The sequence below is a fragment of the Bacteroides zhangwenhongii genome, from assembly GCF_009193325.2.
Classification (GTDB): Bacteria; Bacteroidota; Bacteroidia; order Bacteroidales; family Bacteroidaceae; genus Bacteroides; species Bacteroides zhangwenhongii.
Genome location: NZ_CP059856.1, coordinates 3,670,689 through 3,693,262, shown reverse-complemented (window position 1 = coordinate 3,693,262; position 22,574 = coordinate 3,670,689). Strand labels below are relative to the sequence as shown.

Annotated in this window: 13 protein-coding genes and 1 pseudogene; 10 read left to right on the top strand and 4 right to left on the bottom strand. The window is 42.5% G+C overall.

What is annotated here, in order from left to right; genetic code table 11:
- Positions 1-13: 13 nt before the first annotated feature.
- Positions 14-886, bottom strand: a complete 873-nt coding sequence (locus GD630_RS14775) for a helix-turn-helix domain-containing protein (RefSeq protein ID WP_182505628.1) — start codon at positions 884-886, stop codon at positions 14-16.
- Between the two features lie 165 nt (positions 887-1,051).
- Here GD630_RS14775 and GD630_RS14770 point away from each other — a divergent pair, with 165 nt between their 5' ends.
- Positions 1,052-2,017: a glycoside hydrolase family 18 protein gene (locus tag GD630_RS14770; protein ID WP_143867691.1), complete on the top strand. Its 966-nt coding sequence runs from the start codon at positions 1,052-1,054 to the stop codon at positions 2,015-2,017.
- Positions 2,018-2,100: 83 nt separating this feature from the next.
- Here GD630_RS14770 and GD630_RS14765 read toward each other — a convergent pair whose 3' ends face one another.
- Positions 2,101-6,222 (bottom strand): hybrid sensor histidine kinase/response regulator transcription factor, encoded by a 4,122-nt coding sequence (locus GD630_RS14765; RefSeq protein ID WP_143867689.1) that lies wholly within the window; start codon positions 6,220-6,222, stop codon positions 2,101-2,103.
- 217 nt (positions 6,223-6,439) lie between these two features.
- On the opposite strand from GD630_RS14765, the gene GD630_RS14760 reads away from it, so the two are divergent.
- From GD630_RS14760 to GD630_RS14725, 8 genes are all read left to right on the top strand, one after another.
- Positions 6,440-7,972 carry a hypothetical protein gene (locus GD630_RS14760; RefSeq protein ID WP_143867687.1) on the top strand — a complete coding sequence of 511 codons (1,533 nt, stop codon included), beginning with the start codon at positions 6,440-6,442 and terminating at the stop codon, positions 7,970-7,972.
- Between the two features lie 13 nt (positions 7,973-7,985).
- Positions 7,986-11,021, top strand: coding sequence for a SusC/RagA family TonB-linked outer membrane protein (locus GD630_RS14755; RefSeq protein ID WP_143867685.1), 3,036 nt, complete (start codon positions 7,986-7,988; stop codon positions 11,019-11,021).
- 25 nt (positions 11,022-11,046) lie between these two features.
- The gene (locus tag GD630_RS14750; RefSeq protein WP_022275647.1) at positions 11,047-12,681 is read left to right on the top strand and encodes a RagB/SusD family nutrient uptake outer membrane protein; all 1,635 of its coding nucleotides are present in this window, start codon (positions 11,047-11,049) and stop codon (positions 12,679-12,681) included.
- Between the two features lie 36 nt (positions 12,682-12,717).
- Positions 12,718-14,313, top strand: coding sequence for a glycoside hydrolase (locus GD630_RS14745; RefSeq protein WP_143867683.1), 1,596 nt, complete (start codon positions 12,718-12,720; stop codon positions 14,311-14,313).
- A 35-nt stretch (positions 14,314-14,348) separates the two neighbouring features.
- Positions 14,349-15,932 carry a glycoside hydrolase family 30 protein gene (locus tag GD630_RS14740; RefSeq protein WP_143867681.1) on the top strand — a complete coding sequence of 528 codons (1,584 nt, stop codon included), beginning with the start codon at positions 14,349-14,351 and terminating at the stop codon, positions 15,930-15,932.
- Between the two features lie 110 nt (positions 15,933-16,042).
- A complete protein-coding gene (rhuM, locus tag GD630_RS14735) occupies positions 16,043-17,023 on the top strand; it encodes a RhuM family protein (RefSeq protein ID WP_143867679.1) in 981 nt (326 codons plus the stop codon).
- Between the two features lie 219 nt (positions 17,024-17,242).
- Positions 17,243-18,484, top strand: a complete 1,242-nt coding sequence (locus GD630_RS14730) for an IS110 family RNA-guided transposase (RefSeq protein WP_238482909.1) — start codon at positions 17,243-17,245, stop codon at positions 18,482-18,484.
- Between the two features lie 307 nt (positions 18,485-18,791).
- Entirely contained in the window at positions 18,792-20,009 is a 1,218-nt protein-coding gene (locus tag GD630_RS14725) for an IS256 family transposase (RefSeq protein ID WP_431834204.1), read from the top strand.
- A 104-nt stretch (positions 20,010-20,113) separates the two neighbouring features.
- On the opposite strand, the gene GD630_RS14720 is transcribed toward GD630_RS14725, so the two are convergent.
- Complete coding sequence (locus GD630_RS14720) at positions 20,114-20,764, bottom strand: HU family DNA-binding protein (protein ID WP_143868828.1); 651 nt, start codon at positions 20,762-20,764, stop codon at positions 20,114-20,116.
- Positions 20,765-20,830: 66 nt separating this feature from the next.
- Positions 20,831-20,968 (bottom strand): hypothetical protein, encoded by a 138-nt coding sequence (locus GD630_RS14715; protein WP_153260245.1) that lies wholly within the window; start codon positions 20,966-20,968, stop codon positions 20,831-20,833.
- Positions 20,969-21,215: 247 nt separating this feature from the next.
- Here GD630_RS14715 and GD630_RS14710 point away from each other — a divergent pair.
- Positions 21,216-22,418: pseudogene (locus GD630_RS14710) on the top strand (ATP-binding protein); the annotation flags it as partial.
- Between the last annotated feature and the right edge of the window lie 156 nt (positions 22,419-22,574).

Sequence of the window (22,574 nt, the reverse complement as noted above, 5' to 3'; positions counted from 1 at the left end):
AAGAAATAATTCTTTAATCGCTAATCTTTCCGATTTTTTCACCGTTGGCTGCTTTCTTGCGTAAGGCGCGTGGAGTGTCACCAAAAGAGTCTTTGCAGAAGTGCGCAAAGTGGGACAGAGAGTCGAATCCGTATCGGTTACATATCTCTGTGATTCGCATATTAGTGTGTTGGAGGTCATCCAGAATGCCTTCCCGTTTTTTCTCCAGTATCCATTCGTATACGGGGATTCCGTACATATTTTTGAAGAGTCGGCGGAAGGTCGTGGTTGTGTAACCTCCCAGATGTGCAAATTCTTCCACACTTTTCACCTTGCTGTAATTTTGTATCACGAAGTATTGGAAGCTCTCCGTATAAGTACTGATCGGGTAGAAGAAAGTCTTTAATTGAGGTAGCGGATAGAAATTGGTAATCAGGAATACCAATTCCTTACATTTCAGTTCGATATATTTGCTGCAGGGAGATTCTTCATTGAGGAAGTCGGGCATACTGCTGATAAGGGAATGAATTTTTTCGCTCATCACCAGAGGGGTGTAGGTCAAGGGTGCTTCCGCTTGATCTTTTATTTCATTGTAACGGTCTTCGCAGAGTAGAGGGAGTTCGTTGAACCAGAATATGATGTATTCAACGTCCGTAAGAGCCAGTATTTCTATTTTAGACCCGATGGCCTGTAGGATAAACTGCTTTTCGTGTAGGGTATTTCCCGGGTACTCTTCACTATTGATAAGTAATTCGCCTTTAAGCATGAAAAGCATACAATTTTGCGTACACTTATCCTTAGGAATGTGTTCTCCTTTGGGTAAGCTCTTATATACAAGAGTGTTTTCTGTAGCTCTGGGACACCCTGTACAATTCTTATATTGTATGCAAAATGAATCTTCTGGCATCAGTCTTATTCGTGAATTATTATCATCAGGGAACAAAGATAGGATTTTTTGTGTAAACTTGTGCTCTTTCTGTTGATTATTGGAAGTTATATAGTAATTTTTGAACATCATTTTATGCTGAGAGTGCATACTTTTGTGGTTGAAACTCATAAAATATTAATCGTTATGCTAATACCTAGAAAGATTATCTTTTCTCTGTTTCTGTTGGTCGGTGTATGTCTTTATGCACAACAGAAATCTTTTGTAAGTTCTTATGTGCGTGGAAATTTCTACAACCGGGGACGTGTCGCTACTGAAAGTCTGCGGGCAAGCGACGACCTTATTCTATTAAATGTCCATCCCAATAAGGACGGATCGCTCTCTTTTGAGAACCCTCGTGCATTTCAAGGTAAAGGAGTCACTACTTGGGAGGGATTGATAAAATCCATTCGTGCTGAGGTGAAAGGGACGAAGGCGAAAGTACGGATTGGAGCTTCCGGTGGTCAGTGGAAGGCGATGGTGGCTGATGAAACCGCCCGTACGGCATTTGCAAAAAATATAAAGAAAGTGCTCCGACAAAATAAGCTTGATGGTATTGACCTGGACTTTGAATGGGCGGAGAATGCGAAAGAATATGAGGATTACAGTTTGGCTATTCTCAAGATGAGGGAAGTGCTGGGCAATAAATACATTCTCAGCGTATCTCTGCATCCGGTTTCTTATAAGATAAGTAAGGAGGCGATTGCTGCCGTTGATTTTATTTCACTTCAATGTTATGGCCCTTCACCGGTTCGTTTTCCGGTAGAGAAATATTGTTCGGATATACAGATGGTATTGAAATATGGTATTCCGAAAGAGAAGCTGGTGGCAGGAGTTCCTTTTTATGGAGTGACAAAGGATAACTCGAAAAAGACAGAAGCTTATTTTAGTTTTGTGCAGAATGGGCTGATTACGAGTCCGGCAGAGAATGAAGTAAATTATAAAGGAGAAGTGTATGTGTTCGACGGGCAAGATAATATCCGTGTCAAGACACGTTATGCGAAAGAGCAGGGCTTGAAAGGAATGATGAGTTGGGACTTGGCTACAGATTTGCCGTTGGATAACAGCCAATCATTGCTTAAAGCCATGATTGAAGAATTGAATAAAGAGTAGAGTCGTAGACTGTAATTGTCATTTAAACGCAGATTCTCGCAGATTTGATTATCAGTTCTTTGCGAGAATCTGCATTTAGTTTTTTATACCTGCTTTATCTGTTTCAAATAATCTGAGGGTGAGACACCGAATTCTTCTTTAAAGCATTGGCGGAAATAGCCTGTACTGTTCATTCCTACTTTATAGGCAATTTCAGATATATTAAACTTCCCTTCGAGCAACAGCCGTTCCGCATTCTGCATTTTCACCTTCCGGATGTATTCGTTGGTTGAAAGTCCGGTAAGTGCTTTCATTTTCCGGTAAAGAGTGGAACCGCTCATACACATCTTGTCGGAAAGATAAGTGATGTCAATCTTCTCTGAAGAGAGGTTTTCTTCGATTAAAAGAGTTATTTTCTCAATAAACTCATTATCCAGCTTGCTTAGAGCCTCGGCTATTATGATACGTTTCTCGTTCAAATCCGTCTGATTGCCCGGAACAGGCTGTGCTTGGAATTGGGTAATCAGTTTCTTTCTCGATTCGAGTAGATTATTGATTCGGCTGCGCAAAAGAGAAGCGCTGAACGGTTTTGTCAGGTAAGAGTCGGCGCCTACTTCATAACCTTCTTCTTTGTCCTGTAGCGAATCTTTGGCTGTCAGCAGAATAATAGGAATATGGCTGGTACGTACATCCTCCTTTAACTGCCGGCATAGGGTAATACCATCCATTACAGGCATCATAATATCGCTGACAATGATATCCGGGATGTGGCTGAGCGCCTGTTGTTTTCCTTCTTCTCCATTATCGGCTGTGATTACCTCAAAAGAATCGGAGAAGGATTCGGCAATGTATTTCTGTATTTCTTCATTATCTTCTACAATCAGCAAGATCGGTTTGCCATTGTCTACTGTATGTTCTGAAGTGTTTTCGGAGGTCGTTGCTTGAGCAGTATCCTCTTTTGCCGCAGGTTCGGTAGAGTCGGCGTGCAAGGCGTTGGGATAGATATTATCCGTCAAGAGGCTGATGTAGAAAGTGCTGCCTTCGTTTTGCACACTTTCTGCACGGATTTCTCCTTCATGCAGCTCTACGAGATTCTTTACCAGAGCCAGACCGATACCGGTTCCCGATGCCTGATGTTTGCCGCTTTCCTGATAGTAACGGTCGAAAATATGTGGCAGTGCTTCGGCGGAAATTCCGTATCCTGTGTCGCTTACTTTAATTTCCGTATATGCCACCTCATTGCGCACGGTCTGATACAGGCTTAGGGTAATACATCCTTGTTCCGTATATTTGATGGCATTGGAAATCAGATTGTCCAATACGATGGTGACAATTTCCTTGTCAAAGAAAAGAAGCATTTCTTCTTTTTCTATCTGAATTCGGAAATCAATCTTTGTCTTTTGATTCAGTTCTTTGTATTTGAGACCTATTTCATAGATCAAAGGGGCGATGTTGCCTTTGCAGACACATAGCCTTTTGTTTTGTGTCTCTGTCTTTCTGAACTCCAATATCTGATTGATGAGGTTGAGCAGGCGTAATGCACTTTGGTGGATGACCGACAATTTCTGAGCTTGTTTTACCGGGAGTGAGGTATCCTTTTGCATATCCTCCAGCGGACCGAGAATCAAGGTTAGCGGTGTACGCAGTTCGTGTGTGATGTTGGTATAGAAACGCAGGCGTTCCTGATTTAATTCCTGTTCTTGTTCGTGGTTCTTCTTTTCCAATGTGTAAAGGCTTTCCAAATCCAGCTTTTTCTTATATGCGTGAAGGATTAGATATACAATGCCGGCAGATATCAGGACATAGATAAGCTTTGCCCACCAGGTGAGCCAGAGGGGCGGGTTAATCCGGATAGTCAGGGAGGTGGCTTCTTCCGGCCATTCCTGGTTGTGAATGCGCGCTTTGATAAGAAACTCATATTTTCCGGGAGGAATGTTACGGAATGTCACGCTATTGTTTTCATTGACTGTGTACCACGAATTTTCTAGTCCTTTCAGCATATACACATATTCCACTTGATTGACCAGAGAGTAGTTTTGTACGTTGAATGTCAGCCCGAAGCTGTTTTGTGCATGGGTCAGTTCAACCTGTTCTCCTTTGGATACATTGATGAACAGGTCATTATTTTCGGGATTGCTCAACCGTCCCAGTACTTTCATTTCGGTGATGATAGCCGACGGATTGGCTTGGTCGTTCATTGTGATATCCGGATCGAAACAACATACTCCGTTGATTGAGCCGAAATAAATCAGTCCGTTCTTGTTTTGCGTTACGCAGCCGCTTGAGAAACTGCCTGCCGGGACATCGTCCGAATGACCGTAATTGTAGAAGCAGTTTTTATCCGTGACGTAGCAACTGATTCCTTTATTATTACTGAACCAGATATTACCTTTCTTATCTTCCGTTATGGCACAAATATTGGTATTGAGTAAGCCATCTTTCCGTTGGTAAGTTTTATAGGTCAGTGCGTCGGTTGACGGGAAGCATACCAGTCCTTCTCCTGTCCCCACCCACATTCTTTTCAGTCTGTCTTGTATGATCTGGTTGATGGTGTTGGAGCAGAAACCTTCCCTTTGTACGAAGGTTTGAATCAATTGCAGGTCCGGACTGTATACTCCAAGTCCGTCTCCGAAAGTACCGATCCAGAACCGGCCTTTCTCATCCTGTGCGATGGCACGTACAAAGTTACTGTGCAATTCGCTGTTTCCCGTATGATAATGCCGGATGATTTCCATGTTCAGAGGATTCAGTACGATGATTCCTCCACTGTATCCTACCCAGATATTATGTCGGGAGTCTTCGTAGATTGTACGGACATCCTGATTGGATTGTCCCATCAGAGAGATGGAACGGAAAGTTCTGTTGCGGCTGTCATAGTAACTGATTCCTCCTTGGAAAGAACCGAACCATAAGTTGCCTTTCGAGTCTTGCAGGGAAGTGAGTATAAAGTTTGAAGGAATTTCTCCGGTTTCTTTTTTATAGATAGCGGTGCGCTTGTCCCCTTCAAATACATTGATTCCTCCTCCGTCCGTACCGATCCACACCCGTCCTTGTCTGTCTGTGCAAAGACTGCTTGCCACTTTGTTGTTCAGGCTGTTCTCATTGCCGGGAATGGGAGAGTAGCTCAATGTTGTGAATAAAGGAGGGGTACTGCTGATGAAATTGATTCCTCCTCCCCACGTCCCTATCCAGATATTGTCAAAAGAATCTTGGAATATGCATCGGGCACTTGCATTGGAAAGACTTCGGTTATCATCTCCTTCTTGTATATATTCGAGGGAGATCTGGTCCGGTGAAAGAAACATACTTTGCTTTAGATCCAGTATGGTAATGCCATTCAGCTCGGAGGCTATCCATAGTTTGCTGTCATTTAGTTGTTTGATGGCGAGTATGCGGTTACATAAGGCTTCGTGCTTGTCGTTTTTGTTATTCTTGAAGGTGATAAAGTTGCTATCGGCAGCGTTGAAGAGAGCCAGTCCTTTGTCTGTTCCCAGCCAGATATTTCCGTTTGTGTCTTTGGTGAGACATCGTACATCATTTCCGGGCAGGCTCATCGGATTATCCGGCTCGTGTCGGAAGTTTTTCACACTTTTGTCTTTCAGCGAGAGAATGCTGAAACCCCCGCTAACATGGCCGATATATAAATTCCCGTCTCCTCCGTCCAATACGGTCCATGTTTGTTCGTCGGGCAATCCGGGAATCGTGTTTTTATTGTAATGGGTAAATTGTCCGCTGTTGATGTCGAGATATTCTATACCTCTATAATAGGTACTGATCCACAGACCGTCTGCACTTTGGGTAGAAGGGGCGATATCCGTTACATCATTGGTAATCAGACTATGCGGATCCTCCGGATTGTGCAGATAGGGGATGAATTCCTGTTTGTCATAGTTATAGGCATTTAATCCGTCACGCTGGGTAGCTATCCATATCACAGGACGTTTAGTGTCGGCATACACCCGGTTAAGCTCATTGCCGGTGATTCCCTGACTGTTTTGTGACGGGTCATTTTTATAATAGGTGATGAAACGGGTTCCATCGAACTTGTTAAGCCCTTCTTCCGTAGCAAACCATAGAAAACCTTGTTTATCTTGTGTAATGCTGACTACATAATTATTAGACAGTCCTTGTTCAATTCCCAACCGCTTTACGGAATAAGTTTGTGCTGCCGACTGGAAGATGGATAGCAAGGACAAGAATAAAATGGAAGCAATGTGTTTTTTCATAACTCGTGCCTATTCGTTTCATTTACAGGCTCAAAAATAGAAATAAATATTTTATTTAGAGTATGTAAATCGTGCATTGCATGATTTATGTAGCTTCTCTGCATGATTTTTATCGGTTGTATGTATCTTATTCACTTATATTTGCATTGTGAAAGCAGACGATTGGTTCTGTCTTTCACGATAAACCGATAAGTTTTAATCATTAAATACTATTATTATGAGAGCAAAATTCTTGCATGGTGCAGCGTTATGGACTTTTCTTTTTGCTGCAACGTTGACTACCGGGTGTAGTGACGATAATGACTACAAAGATGTAGACGGGCAGAAGCCAGTTGTAGAGTTGATTGCCGATCATATCCATGTTGATCCGGGCAGTGAGTTAACGTTGACTGCTACCATTACTGATGCAGATGGTATTCGTTCTATCAGATTACAAAATGCTGAACTTTATTTAGATAAAACTATTGATTTACTTAGCATTTATGGTGAACCATTATATTCTTATGAATTAGAATATGCTATTACTCTTTCTGAAAAACTGCCGAGAATGGCTGATTATCCGATTATAGTTACTATTACAGACGTAGGAGGGCGTTCAGTTGAACATACCATTATGGTTTCAACGGATAATGATTCGGAAAAACCGACAATCAAATTTGCAGCAGAGGGTGAGTTCACAACTTTGACAGCGGAGGATGGAACCGTTCCGTTCCACTTTATAGTAGAGGATGAACAGGCCTTAGATTATGTAGAAGTAAGTATTCCGTCCTTGGAGTTGGTTGAGAAAGTAGATGCGGAGGGAAAAACTAAATTTGATGGTGTGGTGAGACTTCCAATTGCGCAATCGGGAACTTATGATGTAAAACTAAGGGTCGTTGATAAATTTGCTAATGAAGAAACTACTACTACATCTTATACAGTCAAAGTGGTGGCGGAAATGCCGGATTTTCAGAAAATGTATCTTAGTGATGTTGAGGATGCCAGCCAGTTGACTTCTGATGTGTTTGGTGTTCCGATGAGAATTGAACGTACGGGAGCATATACTTATAAGGCGAATTATTATTCGCAGAAAGCAGGGACGGAGATTTATTTTATTCCTCAAAAGGCAGATATTTATCCGATTTGTTTTGGTAGAGACCCCAATAATCTTAATAAATTAGTCTCTGATCCGAGTATTGCTGAACCGATAGTCCTTGAACAGGCTAATGTATATTATGAAATAACTTTCAATATATCAGATAACTCATATTCAATGAGTACTTATTCGATTGAACAGGCGATTGATCCTGCGCCGCATGAATTTGGCTCAATTTCTTTAGATACGTGGAATAATGGTGGTTCATGGCTCCAAGAGTTTTATTTTGGTTATATGACAGATGCTCCTAAGAATATCCAGAGATTTGAGCAAGATAACATTAATCCTCATTTATTTTATCTTAAATCATTGTCACTTAAGGCAAATACGCAGATGAATTTTATAATTCATAATTGGCACCATGATAACTGGTGGGATTATTGTGCATGGTATGTTGATAAATCGGAAGGAGCAGATGCCGTTTATGACCCTGAAGTTTTCGGATATTTTAGTGATGAAAAGGCGGTACATATAAATCCGGCTTGGCAAGGGACTATGTTGACCAGACAAAATAAAGACTGGGCAAAGCCAACGGTAAAGACAGCCGGAGATTATAAACTTATATTTGACGCTCATCTCGGAAGGGTTAAGTTGATTCCTGTTGATAACAAGTAACATTAAATTTAATATGAAAAAGCAGATATTATTATTGTGTCTCGCATTAATAAGCTTATGTGGCTATGCGCAGAACATTACTGTAAAAGGCGTTGTGACTTCGGCTGCGGATAAGGAGCCGATGATCGGTTTGACAGCCTTGATAAAGGGTACGACAAACGGTACCGTGACCGATTTGGACGGTAACTATACATTGAATAATGTGCCTAAGGACGCAATTGTGGTTTTCTCCATGATTGGATATAAAACACAGGAAATTAAAGTGAACGGACGTACTACAATTAATGTAGTGATGCAAGATGATACGCAAGCATTGGATGAAGTTGTAGTCATCGGTTATGGTGCAGTGAAGAAGGGCGATTTAACCAGCTCCATTGCAGCTATCAAAGGTGACGAACTAAAAACGTTGAGTTCCGGTAATGCAATGAACTCTTTACAGGGGAAAATCAATGGCGTACAAATATCAAGTGCAGGTGGTCCCGGTACAGTTCCCCGCGTCATCATTCGCGGTGTGTCTACAGTCAATGGATCCAATCCGTTGTATGTAGTTGATGGAATGCCGGTAGGAGATAATATAAACTTCCTTGATCAGAATGATATTGAATCGATGCAGGTTTTGAAGGATGCTTCTGCTTCTGCTATTTATGGTACCCGTGGTTCGAATGGTGTTGTTTTGATTACCACCAAGAAAGGAACAAAGGGGGCAACCAAATTCACTTTCACAGCTTCAGCAGGTTTTCAAACATTAGAGAAACCTGATATGGCAAAAGCTTCCGAGTATGAATATGTATTGAAGTCAAGATACATTAATGATGGTAATGTGCCTATGTATGTGGGGTATAATGGCATTACTGATGCTGAAGGAACCGATTGGTGGGATGAGACGATGAGGAAAACGGCATTGATTCACAATTATAATTTAAGTTTCTCCGGTGGAACGGATAAACTTCTTTATTCGGCAAGTATTGGTTATTTCGGACAGGATTCTCAATATAAAATAGGAAATTGGCAAAAGTTTACAGCTCGTTTTAGTATGGAATATACTTTTAACAATATTGTAAAGGCCGGTATTGATTTTACTCCCAAGTATGAAAACTGGAAAGACACTCCCGACTTGATAGGATCTATCATGGCTATGGACCCTACTACTCCGGTGATGCGCCCGGAAAGTGAATGGACGGATAATGAATATGATAATTATTCCCGTTCTCATAACAGCCAAGTCTGGAATCCGGTAGCTAATATGGCACGTATGGCGAAGAATACGGATGAATATGGCTTGTTGGCTACTCCGTTTATCAATATAGAACCGATTAAAGGGTTGATCTTTCGTTCACAATTGGGATTGAATGCTCGTTTCCGTTTATATGATGAATTTACTCCGACATTTGATATTGATAATTTGGAGCGTGCGGAAACCAGCGTGGCAAAAAGGGAAATGAAGAATTGGATAGACTGGAACTGGACAAATACGTTGACATGGATAAAGTCGTTCAATCAGAAACATAATCTGAATATAATGGCAGGTTATACTATGGAGCGTTTCCAACACTATTGGCTGACAGGCTCACGTGACGGAATTCCTACGAATCACGAACTTCTGCAATATGTCAGTGCAGGTACAAAGAATCAGCAGGCTTCCGGAACTAATTCCTACTCTTCATTGATTTCCTATCTGGGACGTGTGATGTACAATTACAACGATCGTTATTACCTTACTGCCTCTGTACGTGTGGATGGTTCTTCTAAATTCGTAAAAGGGAATAAGTATGCAACTTTCCCGGCTGTATCCGGAGCGTGGCGTGTTACTGGTGAAGAGTTTATGAAAGACCAGCATATTTTTGACAATCTGAAAATCCGTGCTGGTTGGGGACGGGTAGGTAATCAGTCTATTGATGATTCGGCTTATGCTTCTACAGTCGGTACAACTGATTATGTGTTCGGTCAGGAAGGTAATCGCGAGATAGGTACAAGTGTAACTGCTATCGGAAATACGAAAGTACAATGGGAAACAGTAGAAGACTTCGGAATCGGAGTGGATATGGGCTTTCTGAATAATCGCTTGACGGTAACGGCAGACTGGTTTCAAAAGAAGTCACATGATATGTTGATGAAGCGTGATAACCTGTTGATATTGGGTTATCCGATGTGGAACGGACAGATGTGGGAGAATATTGGCAGTATGAAAGCTACCGGTTGGGAATTGTCTATCGGTTGGGAAGATCGTCAAGGAGATTTTACTTATGGTGTCGGTTTGAATTTATCTTCTGTAAAGAACAAGGCCGAAAAACTGATGGGACAACCTCTTTATACGGGTGGATTTAATGGTGATTATATTATTCGTAACGAAGAAGGCGGAGAAATCAGCCGCTTCTATGGATATGTTGTAGATGGGATCTTTCAGAATCAGACGGAGGTCAATGCGCATACCGATGAACATGGAAAAATAATTCAGCCTAATGCCGTACCGGGTGATTTCCGTTTCAGGGATCTTAACCATGACGGTGAGCTGGATGATAAAGATAAAACTTATATTGGTTCTGCTTTCCCTGATCTGATGGTAGGTCTGAATGCTCATCTTTCTTACAAGAACATTGATTTCCTGGCTAATTTTTATGGTACTTTTGGAAATGATGTATTCAACACTACGTTGGGACGTTATTCCGGTGCCGGAGGAGAGAATGTATATGCGGGAACTTATAATAAAGTTTGGCACGGAGAGGGAACGAGTAATTTCTTACCTCGTTTGTCTGTGAATGATTCGAATATGAACTACAAGCGTCCGTCTAGTTTCTTTGTTGAAGATGGTTCTTATATGCGTTGTAAACTTTTGCAGATAGGCTACACCCTGCCCAAGAATTGGACGAAGGGATTCAGCTTGAGGCTATCATTCTCCGCACAGAATCCGTTTACAATTACAAAATACTCCGGTATGGATCCAGAAACCGCCTCATTAGGAACGAAAGGTAATGTGACGGAATCCGGTATCGACTGGGCAGGCTATCCGAATCCTCGTACTTATCTGTTCGGACTGAATCTAAATTTCTAATTTAATATATAAACTAGTAAAGACCATGAAGAAATATATATTAGGGCTTTCCATAGCCGCTTTTACAATCTCACTTTCCGGCTGTGCCGATTTTCTGGAAGAACCGGTTAGGGCACAACAGAACCTGGATGACTACTTCAAAAGTGAAGATGAATGTAAACAGCAGATTACAGGATGTTATCAGTCTGTCTTTTTTGATGACTGGTGGCAGATACAGAAATTTTATATAGCAAGTGATATGTGTACGGATGATATGTGGATGGGAAACACAACGCAGGATCCCGGAGAATACCGTGACCTTGCCCATTACACCGGAAATACATATAATGCGGGAAATGCTTGTCAGAACTTTTGGCAATATCGTTATAAAGGTATTCTAAGAAGTAATGTTGCGATAGAGCAGATTCCAAAAGTCGTTTTCGAGAATGAAAGTTTGAAAAAAAGATATATTGCGGAGGCTAAATTCCTGAGAGCATTTCATTACTTCGAATTGGTAAGAAACTTTGGAGGTGTACCTTTGGTACTGGGATTGAAATTGCCGAGTGAAATAACGGGTATCAAACGTGCAACTGTGGAAGATACTTATGCGCAGATAGAAAAAGATCTGTTGGAAGCTATTCCTGACTTGCCGAAACGGAGTGAATACGACGCTATGGATTTAGGCCGTGCTACAAAAGGGGCAGCGCAAGGGTATTTGGCGAAAGCTTATCTGTATCAGGGAAAATATACGGAAGCAGAGCCATTATTACAGGAGATTACTTGCAGAGGTGAGTTTGCTGGTGGCAGAGAAGAATATGAATTGTTGAGTGATTTTGGACAAGTATGGGATATAAACCAAAGAAATAGTACCGAATCATTGTTTGAGGTCCAGACTAATAGTGATGTCTCTTATAATTTGGGTATACGTATTCCTATTGTTTGTGGCTCGCGTGATGATAGTGGTTGGGCGTGGGGACTTCCGACAAGCAATTTAGAGAGAGCTTTTCAAGAGGAAAAACCTGTGCGAGAGACACCGGAGGAACAACTTAATGAAGATTACCGTTTGAGATGGACGATTATTAAGAATGGAGCGACAAAGGTTTATGGCGATGCGAATGCTAAAAATCCTTATGTAATATCTCCGAATGATCATAAGTCTCCCCGTGTTTCACGTAAATTATATATACCTGTGGAAAAACGGCCTACTCCCTATGATGCACCTCATATTCCTTTGAATTATCGCTTGTTGCGTTATGCCGATGTATTGTTGATGTATGCGGAAGTGGAGAACGAACTGGGACATGATGATGAGGCTAAATGGGCTTTGAATAAAGTTAGGGATCGTGTATATTTAGCTCCGTCGACGGCTACCGGCACTGAACTTCGCAACGCTATTCGTAAAGAGCGCCGCTTGGAACTGGCGTTGGAAAATAACCGTTTGTATGATTTGCGCCGTTGGAAAGATGATAATGGTAAATCGGCTATTTGTAATGTTATGGGACCGAATGGTACATTTGTTGCCTATAATAAGATTGGTTATGATTCGGATGAAAGCAGTAACCAAAAAGAGAATAGTAATAAAGGTGTCAATTTCAAGGAGGGCAGAGATGAACTTTTCCCCTTGCCTCCAACGGAAATAACCTTGTCGGGTGGAAGTATTGAGCAAAATCCCGGATACTAAATCAATTCAATTTCAGTATAATAAAGACACAATGTTATGAAAAATAAATATATCCTTTTAGGACTTTCGTACTTGGCTGCTCTGTGTTCATGCAGTGACGACAAGGCTTTTGAACCAGATTATCTTCCGAAGATAACTTCGGACCATGCGATGACATCAACGGTAAATGTTGCCAACAAACATCAGGTTATTGATGGATTTGCTTCTTCTGACGCTTGGACGATGGATTATATCGGTAAATATTGGAGTAATAATGCTAAGGAAGGCATTGCTAAACTTCTTTTCTCTCAAAAGGTAGAAAGGGGAAACCCGGAAGGTATTGGTCTTTCCATGTGGCGCGTAAATTTAGGTGGTGGTACTGCCGAGCAGGGCGAAGCTAGCGGAATTACGGATAAGACTCGAAGAGTGGAATGTTTCCTGACGCAGAATGGTACGTATGATTGGAATAAATCTAGTGGGCAGCAGTACTTTATGCAGAAAGCAAAAGAATATGGTTGTAATAATTTCGTATTGTTTAGTAATACTCCTCCCGTACAGTTTACTGTCAACGGTAAAGGGTCGGGTGATTGGTGGAACAATAATTTAAGAGAAGATTGTTTTGATGATTTTGCTGATTTCTTGGCCACTGTGGCTAAACATTTCTCTGATAATGGATACAATATCTCATATATAAGTCCATTGAACGAACCACAGTATTCATGGGGAGGAGATGGTCAGGAGGGATGTTCTTGGCAACATGTACATGTGGCAAAGATGGCTAGAGCGTTGAATGAGAGTCTGAAGACAAAAGGGCCTGAAAATACGATGATGTTATTGGCGGAAGCTGCCAAGGTTCCTTATCTTTATACTACTGATGACAGTTGGGCAGATCGCGCGAATGTTATTCCAACTTATTTTAAGTCAGATTCAGAACATTATCTTGGCGACTTGGAACGTATGCCTAAGTTGATTTGCGCTCATAGTTATTGGTGGGATAAAACATGGGATGTGTTGTTTGATTCACGCACGAAAGCCCGTGCTGAGGCGGATAAATATGGGTTGAAACTTTATCAGACGGAATGGAGTATGTTGGGCGAAGGATATGAAGATTACGAAAATTATGATCAAGCAACTTATATGGATTTGGCTTTGAGTATGGCTAAAGTGCTGCACCATGATTTGGTAACGGCAAGTATGAATTCTTGGGCATATTGGACAACAGCCTCACAGGAAGTTTATAGCCAGAAAAGCCGTTTTTACATGATTCGTTTGATTCCGACCGGAGGAGATTATGGTAATATTGCTGATGGTGGAACTTATGAGTCTAGCAAGAACCTGTGGGTGTTGGGTAATTATAGTCTCTTCGTTCGTCCGGGGTATTATCGGGTAGATTTGAATATCCCTGAAGGAGATAAAAAATTCTTTGGTTCTGCTTATATCTCTCCTGAGGAAGATAAGTTGGTAGTGGTATATACTAACATAAATGATGAATCTATACAAATGGAAACATCTATCGAAGGATTGAATAAACAAGTGGTTTCCATGAGACAATATGTAACATCAAGTACGAGTGATTTGAATGAGGTAGATGAATATTTGAAAGGATATATTCCGGCTAAATCGGTTGTCACAATGGTTTACGATTTGAAATAGAACGGATAATATTTTCAATAGGTATATTGTAAAAAATGAAAAGTAAAGTGTTCTTGGCCTCTTTAGGCTTCTTCTACATGAGTATGGCAGGCGGGTGTTCCCAGTCTGCCACTGATGTTAGCTATCAGATAGAAACAGACCGTCCTTGTCAGACAATGACTTATTTCGGCGCTTCCGACGCCTGGAGTATGCAGTTCATCGGACTTTGGCCGGAGGAAAAGCAGAATCAGATAGCCGACTGGCTGTTCAGTACGGAGAATGATGCGAATGGACAGCCCAAAGGTATCGGTTTGTCTCTTTGGCGTTTTAATGTCGGTGCAGGCAGTGCGGAACAAGGTGACGACAGTCAGATTGCTTCTCCTTGGATGCGTGCCGAATGTTTCTTGCAACCGGACGGGACCTACAATTGGAGCAAGCAACAGGGGCAACGTAACTTCCTGAAGTTGGCGAAGGAGCGTGGAGTCGATAAATTTCTGGCTTTCCTCAATTCTCCTCCCGTCTATTATACGCAGAACGGCTTGGCTACAAACACGGGGCGCGGTGGTACGGCAAATCTGAAACCGGACTGTTATGAAAAGTACGTCCGTTTTCTGGCCGATGTAGTGCAGGGGGTAGAGCAACACGATGGTATCAAGTTCAACTACATCTGTCCTTTCAACGAACCGGACGGACACTGGAACTGGGTAGGACCGAAACAGGAAGGTTGTCCGGCAACGAACAGGGAAATAGCCCGTACTGTCCGTCTGTTGAGCCGGGAATTTGTGAACCGGAATATGGATACGCAGATTTTGGTAAGTGAATCTTCCGATTACCGTTGTATGTTCCGTACGCACGAGACAGATTGGCAACGTGGTTATCAGATTCAGGCTTTCTTCTGTCCGGACAGTGTGGACACATATTTGGGTGATACTCCGAACGTTCCCCGACTAATGCTGGGACATAGCTATTGGACAACGACTCCTTTGAGTGAGTTACGCAATATCCGCAGTCAGTTGCGGGATACATTAGACAAACACGATGTTGACTTCTGGCAGACGGAGACTTGCATCATGGGCAATGATGAAGAAATCGGAGGAGGAAATGGATTCGACCGTACGATGAAGACAGCTCTTTATGTCGCCCGTATCATTCACCATGATATTGTATATGCCGGTGCAAAGAGCTGGCAATGGTGGCGTGCCATTGGCGGTGATTACAAAGACGGACTGATTCGTGAATATACTACGGACGATAATTTCTTGGATGGCAGAGTGGAAGATTCCAAACTGATGTGGGCTCTAGGCAATTACAGCCGTTTTATCCGTCCGGGAGCAGTCCGGTTATCCGTTTCAGCTTTCGATCAAACAAACACTTTCATTCCCGATGGCGACACTGACCAGCAAGGATTGATGTGTTCTGCTTACAAAAACGTGGATGGAACGTATGTGATAGTCGTTATAAACTATGCCAATGAAGAGAAAGAGTTTTCTATTCATAAAGAAAAAGTCGGGAATGCACAATGGCAGGTTTATCGTACTTCGGATAAAGAAGGAGAGAATTTGCTACCGGTAGGAAAAGTGAAGAGTGGAAAGATCGTTCATATTCCGGCACGTTCTATAATAACACTTCAGAGCAACTAATAAAAGCAGCTTTATATTCTTTATTTCTTTTTGAAAGCTGTACATTTGTGTGTCCGTCCATTGCTACGAAGGTAATGGACGGACACAATGCGTAAATAAGGAGGCATTTTATGGACAATAGAGGAAAAATTGTCATTTATCAGACAAAGGATGGGAAAACTTCCATTGATGTGAAGTTGGAGAATGAGACGGTGTGGCTGACACAGGCGCAAATGGCAGACTTATTCCAGAAGGATAGGACTGTCATCGGTAGACATATAAATAATGTATATCGGGAAGGAGAGTTGGAGCGTGATATCACGTGTGCAAAATTTGCACATATGGGTAGCGATAATGACCAGCAATATGAGACAGCCGTTTATAATCTGGATGTAATCATCTCTGTCGGCTACCGTGTAAAGTCGCAACGCGGCACCCAATTCCGTATCTGGGCGAACAAAATCCTGAAGGACTATCTGATTAAGGGTTACGCCATTAATCAGCAGGTCAAAGCTGCCCAACTGGAAGACTTGAAGAGTACCGTACGTCTTCTTTCTAACGTCATCGAACACAAACAATTGACGCTGGATGAGGCCAATGGACTCTTGCGTGTGATTACCGATTACACTTACGGTCTGGACACGCTTGATAAATACGATTACCAGCAATTGGAAGTAGACTCCACGACTCCTACTGAAGAATTTCGTGCCACCTATGAAGAAGCAATGGAAGCCATTCACCTTTTGCAGAAAAAGTTCGGAAGTAGTGACTTGTTTGGAAATGAAAAGGATCAGTCGTTCAAAAGCTCTATCAACACCATTTATCAGACATTCGGTGGAGAGGAACTTTATCCAAGCATTGAAGAAAAAGCCGCAATGCTTTTCTATCTTGTCGTGAAGAATCACTCGTTTAGTGACGGTAACAAGCGTATTGCCGCTTTTCTGTTCCTTTGGTTTCTGGAGAAGAACGGTATACTGTATAAATCTGATGGTTCGAAGTTAATCGGTAACAATACGCTCGTAGCACTTACGTTAATGATTGCTGAAAGCCGGACGGAAGAAAAGGACGTGATGGTGAAGGTAGTAATCAATTTGATTAATAAGAATAATTGAATGTAGGTCTTATGAATGGGGGGGATATAAATAATTGGGCACTATAAAATATTTTGTGTAAATGTAAAATACGGGATTCAGTACGAGTTTCGTATTTTTTTATTTAATAGATTTGCAAAATGAAACCCTCATGACAATTTAGAAGTCGCCAAAGTAAATGAAAATGTTCTGTCGCACGTCTTATTAGTATATCTTAGCATATCACTAATAATGACGATTATGGCAGGGATTCATTTCGATCAGGTTGTATCGCGCGGTTGCGGTATGGACATCCACAAGAAGGTGGTGGTAGCGACGGTCCAAGGCGAAGGGATCTGTAAGGAGACCAAGTCTTTTGACACCTTCACGAGTTCTTTGACACAATTGAGAGAATGGTTGGTATCATTAGGAATCACTCACGTTGCGATGGAGAGCACTGGAGTGTATTGGAAACCGATATACAACGTGTTCGAGGATTACATCCGCAACATCTGGATTGTCAATGCCCGTCACATCAAGAATGTTCCGGGTCACAAGACAGACAAGAACGACAGTGAGTGGATATGCCAGTTGCTAATGGCAGGATTGCTCAAGCCCAGTTTTATTCCCCCTCGTGAGCAGCGCGAGCTTAGGGATCTTACTCGTTACCGCCGCAAGCTGATAGAAACGGTGTCGGCCAACAAGAACCGCATCATCCGTACGCTTGAGGACGGCAATGTCAAGTTGTCCAGCGTTCTGAGCGACACGAGCGGCTCAACTGCGACCAAACTGATAGAAATGCTTTGCGATGGCAGGATTCCGACATTGGCAGACATAGAGTCTGTACGACACAAGCGTTGTCTGCATTCCGCGGAGGAAATGCTTGAGGCATGCACGGGTTATATGAACAGCCACAAGATATACATGCTTCAGAAGATACGTTCATGCAACAGACGGCTCACGGAGGAAATCACGGAGATGGACAGGCATATCAAGGAAATCCTCTCTCCCTACGAAGATGTCATTGCAAGGCTGAGCGAGATACCCGGAGTGCAAAACCGCACCTGCGAGGAACTGATAGCCGAGATTGGTCTTGACATGGGCAACTTTCCTACTGCGGCGCATCTTTGTTCCTGGGCAGGAATGTGTCCAGGCAACAACGAAAGTGCTGGCAAGAAGAAGAGCGGAAGGACGAGCCACGGAGACAAGCATGTAAGGGCTACACTCGTTGAAGCCGCATGGGCTGCCTCACGAACAAAAGGGACGTTCTTCATGGAACGCTTCAACCGACTTGCCCCACGCAAGGGCAACAAAAAGGCGTTGATTGCCGTTGGGCACTCCCTTCTCAAGTGCATACACTATGTGTTGTCAACAGACGGAAGATACAAGGAGCTTGGAGACAGTTATGTGCCTGAGAAGAAAGAGAAGCAACGCAAGGAATACCTGAAAGGTGAGTTAAAGAAACTTGGCTACCATGTAGTCCTGACGAAGAAAAAAGATTAGCCTACACAATATAAAACTGGGGACTGAGTTAATCCAAGGCCGAATTTTACTGGAACATCCCGAGTCCGAAAATGAAACTGGTCCCAACTGCTGAGAGGCAAAGTTTGTGACATTATGAGCACGTGTATGAAAATTCAACATCAACTCAGCAGTATAAATATAAATTGCCGAACATGCCAGCCGCGCACTTGCCCAACAGTGAGTGCTCTCTATTTTTGTGTCATTGGCTCAGAGAATACATAAAAACAAAGTAAAAACAGCCGTTATAAACTAAAACGGCACAAATAATTTTCGTATGAAAAAGATTATGAAAGAGAATCATGTAGTGCCTGATGAGGTTTTAACCAAGGAGTTCCTCAGCCATTTCAAAACTGAGGCAGACGTAAGCAAGTTCCTAAAGCAGCTCCACGCCCAAGTGCTGGAGAAGATGCTTGAAGGTGAGATGGATGCTCATTTGGGTTATGAGAAACATTCTGTTTCCGGCAATAACAGTGGTAATTCCCGTAACGGCAGTTACCCCAAGAAAATCCAGACCGAGCACGGCGAGGCTGTCATACCCATCCCTCGTGACCGCAACGGTCAGTTTGAACCCATAGTAGTCCCCAAGCATGAAAGCCGCGGGCTTTCCATAGAAAAGCTTGTTATCTCCTTATATGCCAAAGGAATGAGTGTGTCCGATATAGAAGAAGAGATGCGCGAGATCTATGAGATAGAACTCTCCACCTCTGCCATCTCCATCATCACAAACAAAGTAAACCAGGCTGCTCAAGAATGGCAGAACCGTCCTTTGGACCCGGTCTATCTCATCGTTTGGATGGACGGTATTGTCTTCAAGGTCCGTGACAACGGGAAGATTATCAACAAGACTGTCTATCTCTGTGTCGGCCTGAAACAAAACGGCTTGAAGGAAGTTCTTGGCATGTGGGTGGGTAAATCAGAGAGTTCCGCCTTCTGGATGGGTGTTCTCACTGACTTGAAGGCCCGTGGGGTACAAGATATACTGATAACCTGTACCGATAACCTGAACGGATTTACGGACACTATACGTACCGTATTCCCTCAGTCATCAACTCAGATTTGTGTTGTACATCAGATAAGAAACTCATGTAAATATGTCGTTTACAAGGACAAAAAAGAGTTCACGGCAGATATGAAGAATATCTATAATGCGCCAAACAAGGAAGTTGCTGCCGCGGAGCTTGATAATCTGGAAAAGAAATGGGGAGGGAAGTACCCTTATGCCATTCTTTCATGGAGGAACAACTGGGATGATCTGACTGTTTTCTTTCAGTTCCCATTGGAAATCAGAAAAATAATCTATACCACAAATCTCATTGAAAATCTGAATGGAAAAATCAGAAAGTACACTAAATCAAAGCTTTCATTCCCGTCGGATGACGCAGTGAAGAAGATGGTATACCTTTCCTTGATGGAGATTGAGAAGAAATGGACAATGCCGATTACTAACTGGGGATTGATTATGAACCAGTTTATGCTTATTTTTGAAAACAGAATCCAGATATAAGAGAACTTATAACTGAATCCCGTTTACATTTACACAATATTATGGACACTGCCAATAATTGAGAGACACCTCGCCGCAAGGTATCTCTCATTCTATTATAGTCTTTACTTTATGGCATTTGTTTCATCCTCTTTTATTTCCGCCTTGCCGTAATATCCCGGCATTGGTACATAAATCGGATTATAATACGTATGAATATTATTCAATTTCTTTTCTTCTTTCAGTCGTTTGATATGGCGGGCGGCTGTGGTGGAGGTAAATCCGCATAACCTTTGAAAATCGATGCGGGTTAACATAGGTTTATCGTTGAAGTAATTCGTCAGCAACTTGTCTATCTTTTCATTTGAAAGGGAAGCGGAATGGTTCCTTAATCTGCTACGCTCCACATGGACGACACTGACAGACCTTTTCAACTTGGCGTCTGCCTTGAAACAGATGTTGGCCTTTAGCTTTATCTGATTCGCTTTCAGCTTGGGCGAAGTGATCGGCTCCTGGCTGTTCAGCTTAACCTGGAAATAACCGATACCATCCAGATGAACGCTTTCTCCTTCGCGGAGACGATAGCCCATGAAGTGACTCAGTGATTCGAGTACCGACTTTACATCCCCTTCGGTCAGAGAAGTGGCCATTTGGATTTCCTTTGCCAGATAATCCGTGTCGATGTGTTGGAAGTTGACCACACGTGCGTGGTATGTTTCCTTGTTTTCCTCATCCTTCGGGTGGGGCGTTTTGTACAATTCAAATTGTATTGCCATTGTATCTTTGTTTTTATTATTATATAGCTGTCGCTTGCTTGGTGTAGAGCTACTGCTTACTTCCGGTCAAGCTACTGCCTGTTTGTCGCCAAGTGGCTTTATATATACATTGTCCTGCCTTTGTTGTTGGATTAAGGTATAAGGATAGTTGTCTTCCGGAGCCTTTATCATTAGTTTGTCACGGCCGTGACGAGATCTCTTCATGGGCGTGGTAGGATCTTCTCACGGCTGTGGTAGGAATTTGTCATGGCCGTGAAGAATAGACTATATCGGCCTCAAAGGTAAACTATATAAGGGAGAAAAGCAAATGATTTCCGCTTGTTTGAGTAATTCGTCCCGTATGTTTCTTGTGATATGCCGGTGATTTCATAGTCGGATGGGCTTTTCTTAGAAAAAAGTCCTATCTTTGTACAAGTGTCATACGCTAATGAATGGAAAGGAGAAACAGATAATGAAGCAGAGGATTTACCCTATCGGCATACAGAGCTTTGAGAAGTTGCGTAGGGATGGCTATATTTACGTAGATAAGACAGCGTTGATTTATAAATTAGTGACTACCGGAAGCTATTATTTTCTCAGTCGTCCGCGTCGTTTCGGCAAAAGCCTGCTGCTTTCTACATTAGAAGCTTACTTTCGTGGAAAGCGGGAATTGTTTGAAGGGCTGGCGATAGAACAACTGGAACAGAATTGGACGGTACGTCCCGTTTTGCATCTGGACTTGAATATCGGGAAATATGATGCACCGGACAGTCTGGACAAAATATTGGATAATGCTTTGACTGCTTGGGAGGAACAGTATGGTACGGGACCTAGTGAAACGACTCTTGCCCTCCGCTTTAAAGGAATCGTACAGCGTGCGGTGGAGCAGACCGGTCACCGTGTCGCCATCCTTGTGGATGAATACGACAAACCTATGTTGCAGGCTATCGGCAACGAAGAGTTGCAGAAGGAGTACCGTAATACGCTGAAACCTTTCTATGGCGTACTGAAAACGATGGACGGATATATCAAGCTTGGTTTCCTGACAGGCGTGACCAAGTTTGGAAAGGTGAGTGTGTTCAGCGACCTGAACAATCTGAAGGATATCTCCATGCGGCGCGATTATATTGATATTTGCGGCATTACAGACAAGGAACTGCATCGTTATTTTGACAAAGACCTGCATACCCTTGCCGATGTACAAGGATTGGATTATGAGACCGTTTGTCTTGAAGTGCAGAAACGCTACGACGGATATCATTTCAATTTCAACACGCCCGGCAGTTACAATCCTTTCAGCCTGCTCAATACTTTTGATGCAATGGCGTTCGGCAGTTATTGGTTTGCCACAGGCACTCCTTCTTATCTTGTCTACTTATTGAAGAAACATCATTACCGCCTTGAAGAGATTGAAAAGGTGGAAGTTACGGAAGATGTGTTGGACAGTATTGATTCCGAAGGCACGAATCCCATACCTGCCATTTATCAGAGTGGCTATTTGACTATCAAAGACTACGACCCGGAATTCGGTCTTTATACGTTGGATTATCCCAACCGTGAGGTGGAAGAGGGATTCGTGAAATATCTGATGCCTTTCTATATCGATAAGAGCGAGGCAGAAGCACCGTTCGAAATTCGTAGATTTGTGGGAGAAGTACGTAATGGTAATATTGAACGGTGGTTGGTGGAGTGACTGAACGGTGATAGGTGACAGATGTGGTGATAGGTTAAAAAACAACCTATCACCGCCGGAAACCCCGATGAATAAGGTGTTTGATTGCCGTCGGTGATAGGTGATAGAGAAAAGTGATTTTTTTATATAGGAGAGAAG

What these genes read in the sequence shown, in the direction of transcription:
- GD630_RS14715 (WP_153260245.1), bottom strand. Translation starts at nt 20,968, where the DNA reads ATGAAGAGATCTCGTCACGGCCGTGACAAACTAATGATAAAGGCTCCG.
- GD630_RS14770 (WP_143867691.1), top strand. Translation starts at nt 1,052, where the DNA reads ATGCTAATACCTAGAAAGATTATCTTTTCTCTGTTTCTGTTGGTCGGT.
- rhuM (WP_143867679.1), top strand. Translation starts at nt 16,043, where the DNA reads ATGGACAATAGAGGAAAAATTGTCATTTATCAGACAAAGGATGGGAAA.
- GD630_RS14745 (WP_143867683.1), top strand. Translation starts at nt 12,718, where the DNA reads ATGAAAAATAAATATATCCTTTTAGGACTTTCGTACTTGGCTGCTCTG.
- GD630_RS14730 (WP_238482909.1), top strand. Translation starts at nt 17,243, where the DNA reads ATGGCAGGGATTCATTTCGATCAGGTTGTATCGCGCGGTTGCGGTATG.
- GD630_RS14725 (WP_431834204.1), top strand. Translation starts at nt 18,792, where the DNA reads ATGAAAGAGAATCATGTAGTGCCTGATGAGGTTTTAACCAAGGAGTTC.
- GD630_RS14740 (WP_143867681.1), top strand. Translation starts at nt 14,349, where the DNA reads ATGAAAAGTAAAGTGTTCTTGGCCTCTTTAGGCTTCTTCTACATGAGT.
- GD630_RS14760 (WP_143867687.1), top strand. Translation starts at nt 6,440, where the DNA reads ATGAGAGCAAAATTCTTGCATGGTGCAGCGTTATGGACTTTTCTTTTT.
- GD630_RS14755 (WP_143867685.1), top strand. Translation starts at nt 7,986, where the DNA reads ATGAAAAAGCAGATATTATTATTGTGTCTCGCATTAATAAGCTTATGT.
- GD630_RS14720 (WP_143868828.1), bottom strand. Translation starts at nt 20,764, where the DNA reads ATGGCAATACAATTTGAATTGTACAAAACGCCCCACCCGAAGGATGAG.
- GD630_RS14765 (WP_143867689.1), bottom strand. Translation starts at nt 6,222, where the DNA reads ATGAAAAAACACATTGCTTCCATTTTATTCTTGTCCTTGCTATCCATC.
- GD630_RS14750 (WP_022275647.1), top strand. Translation starts at nt 11,047, where the DNA reads ATGAAGAAATATATATTAGGGCTTTCCATAGCCGCTTTTACAATCTCA.
- GD630_RS14775 (WP_182505628.1), bottom strand. Translation starts at nt 886, where the DNA reads ATGCCAGAAGATTCATTTTGCATACAATATAAGAATTGTACAGGGTGT.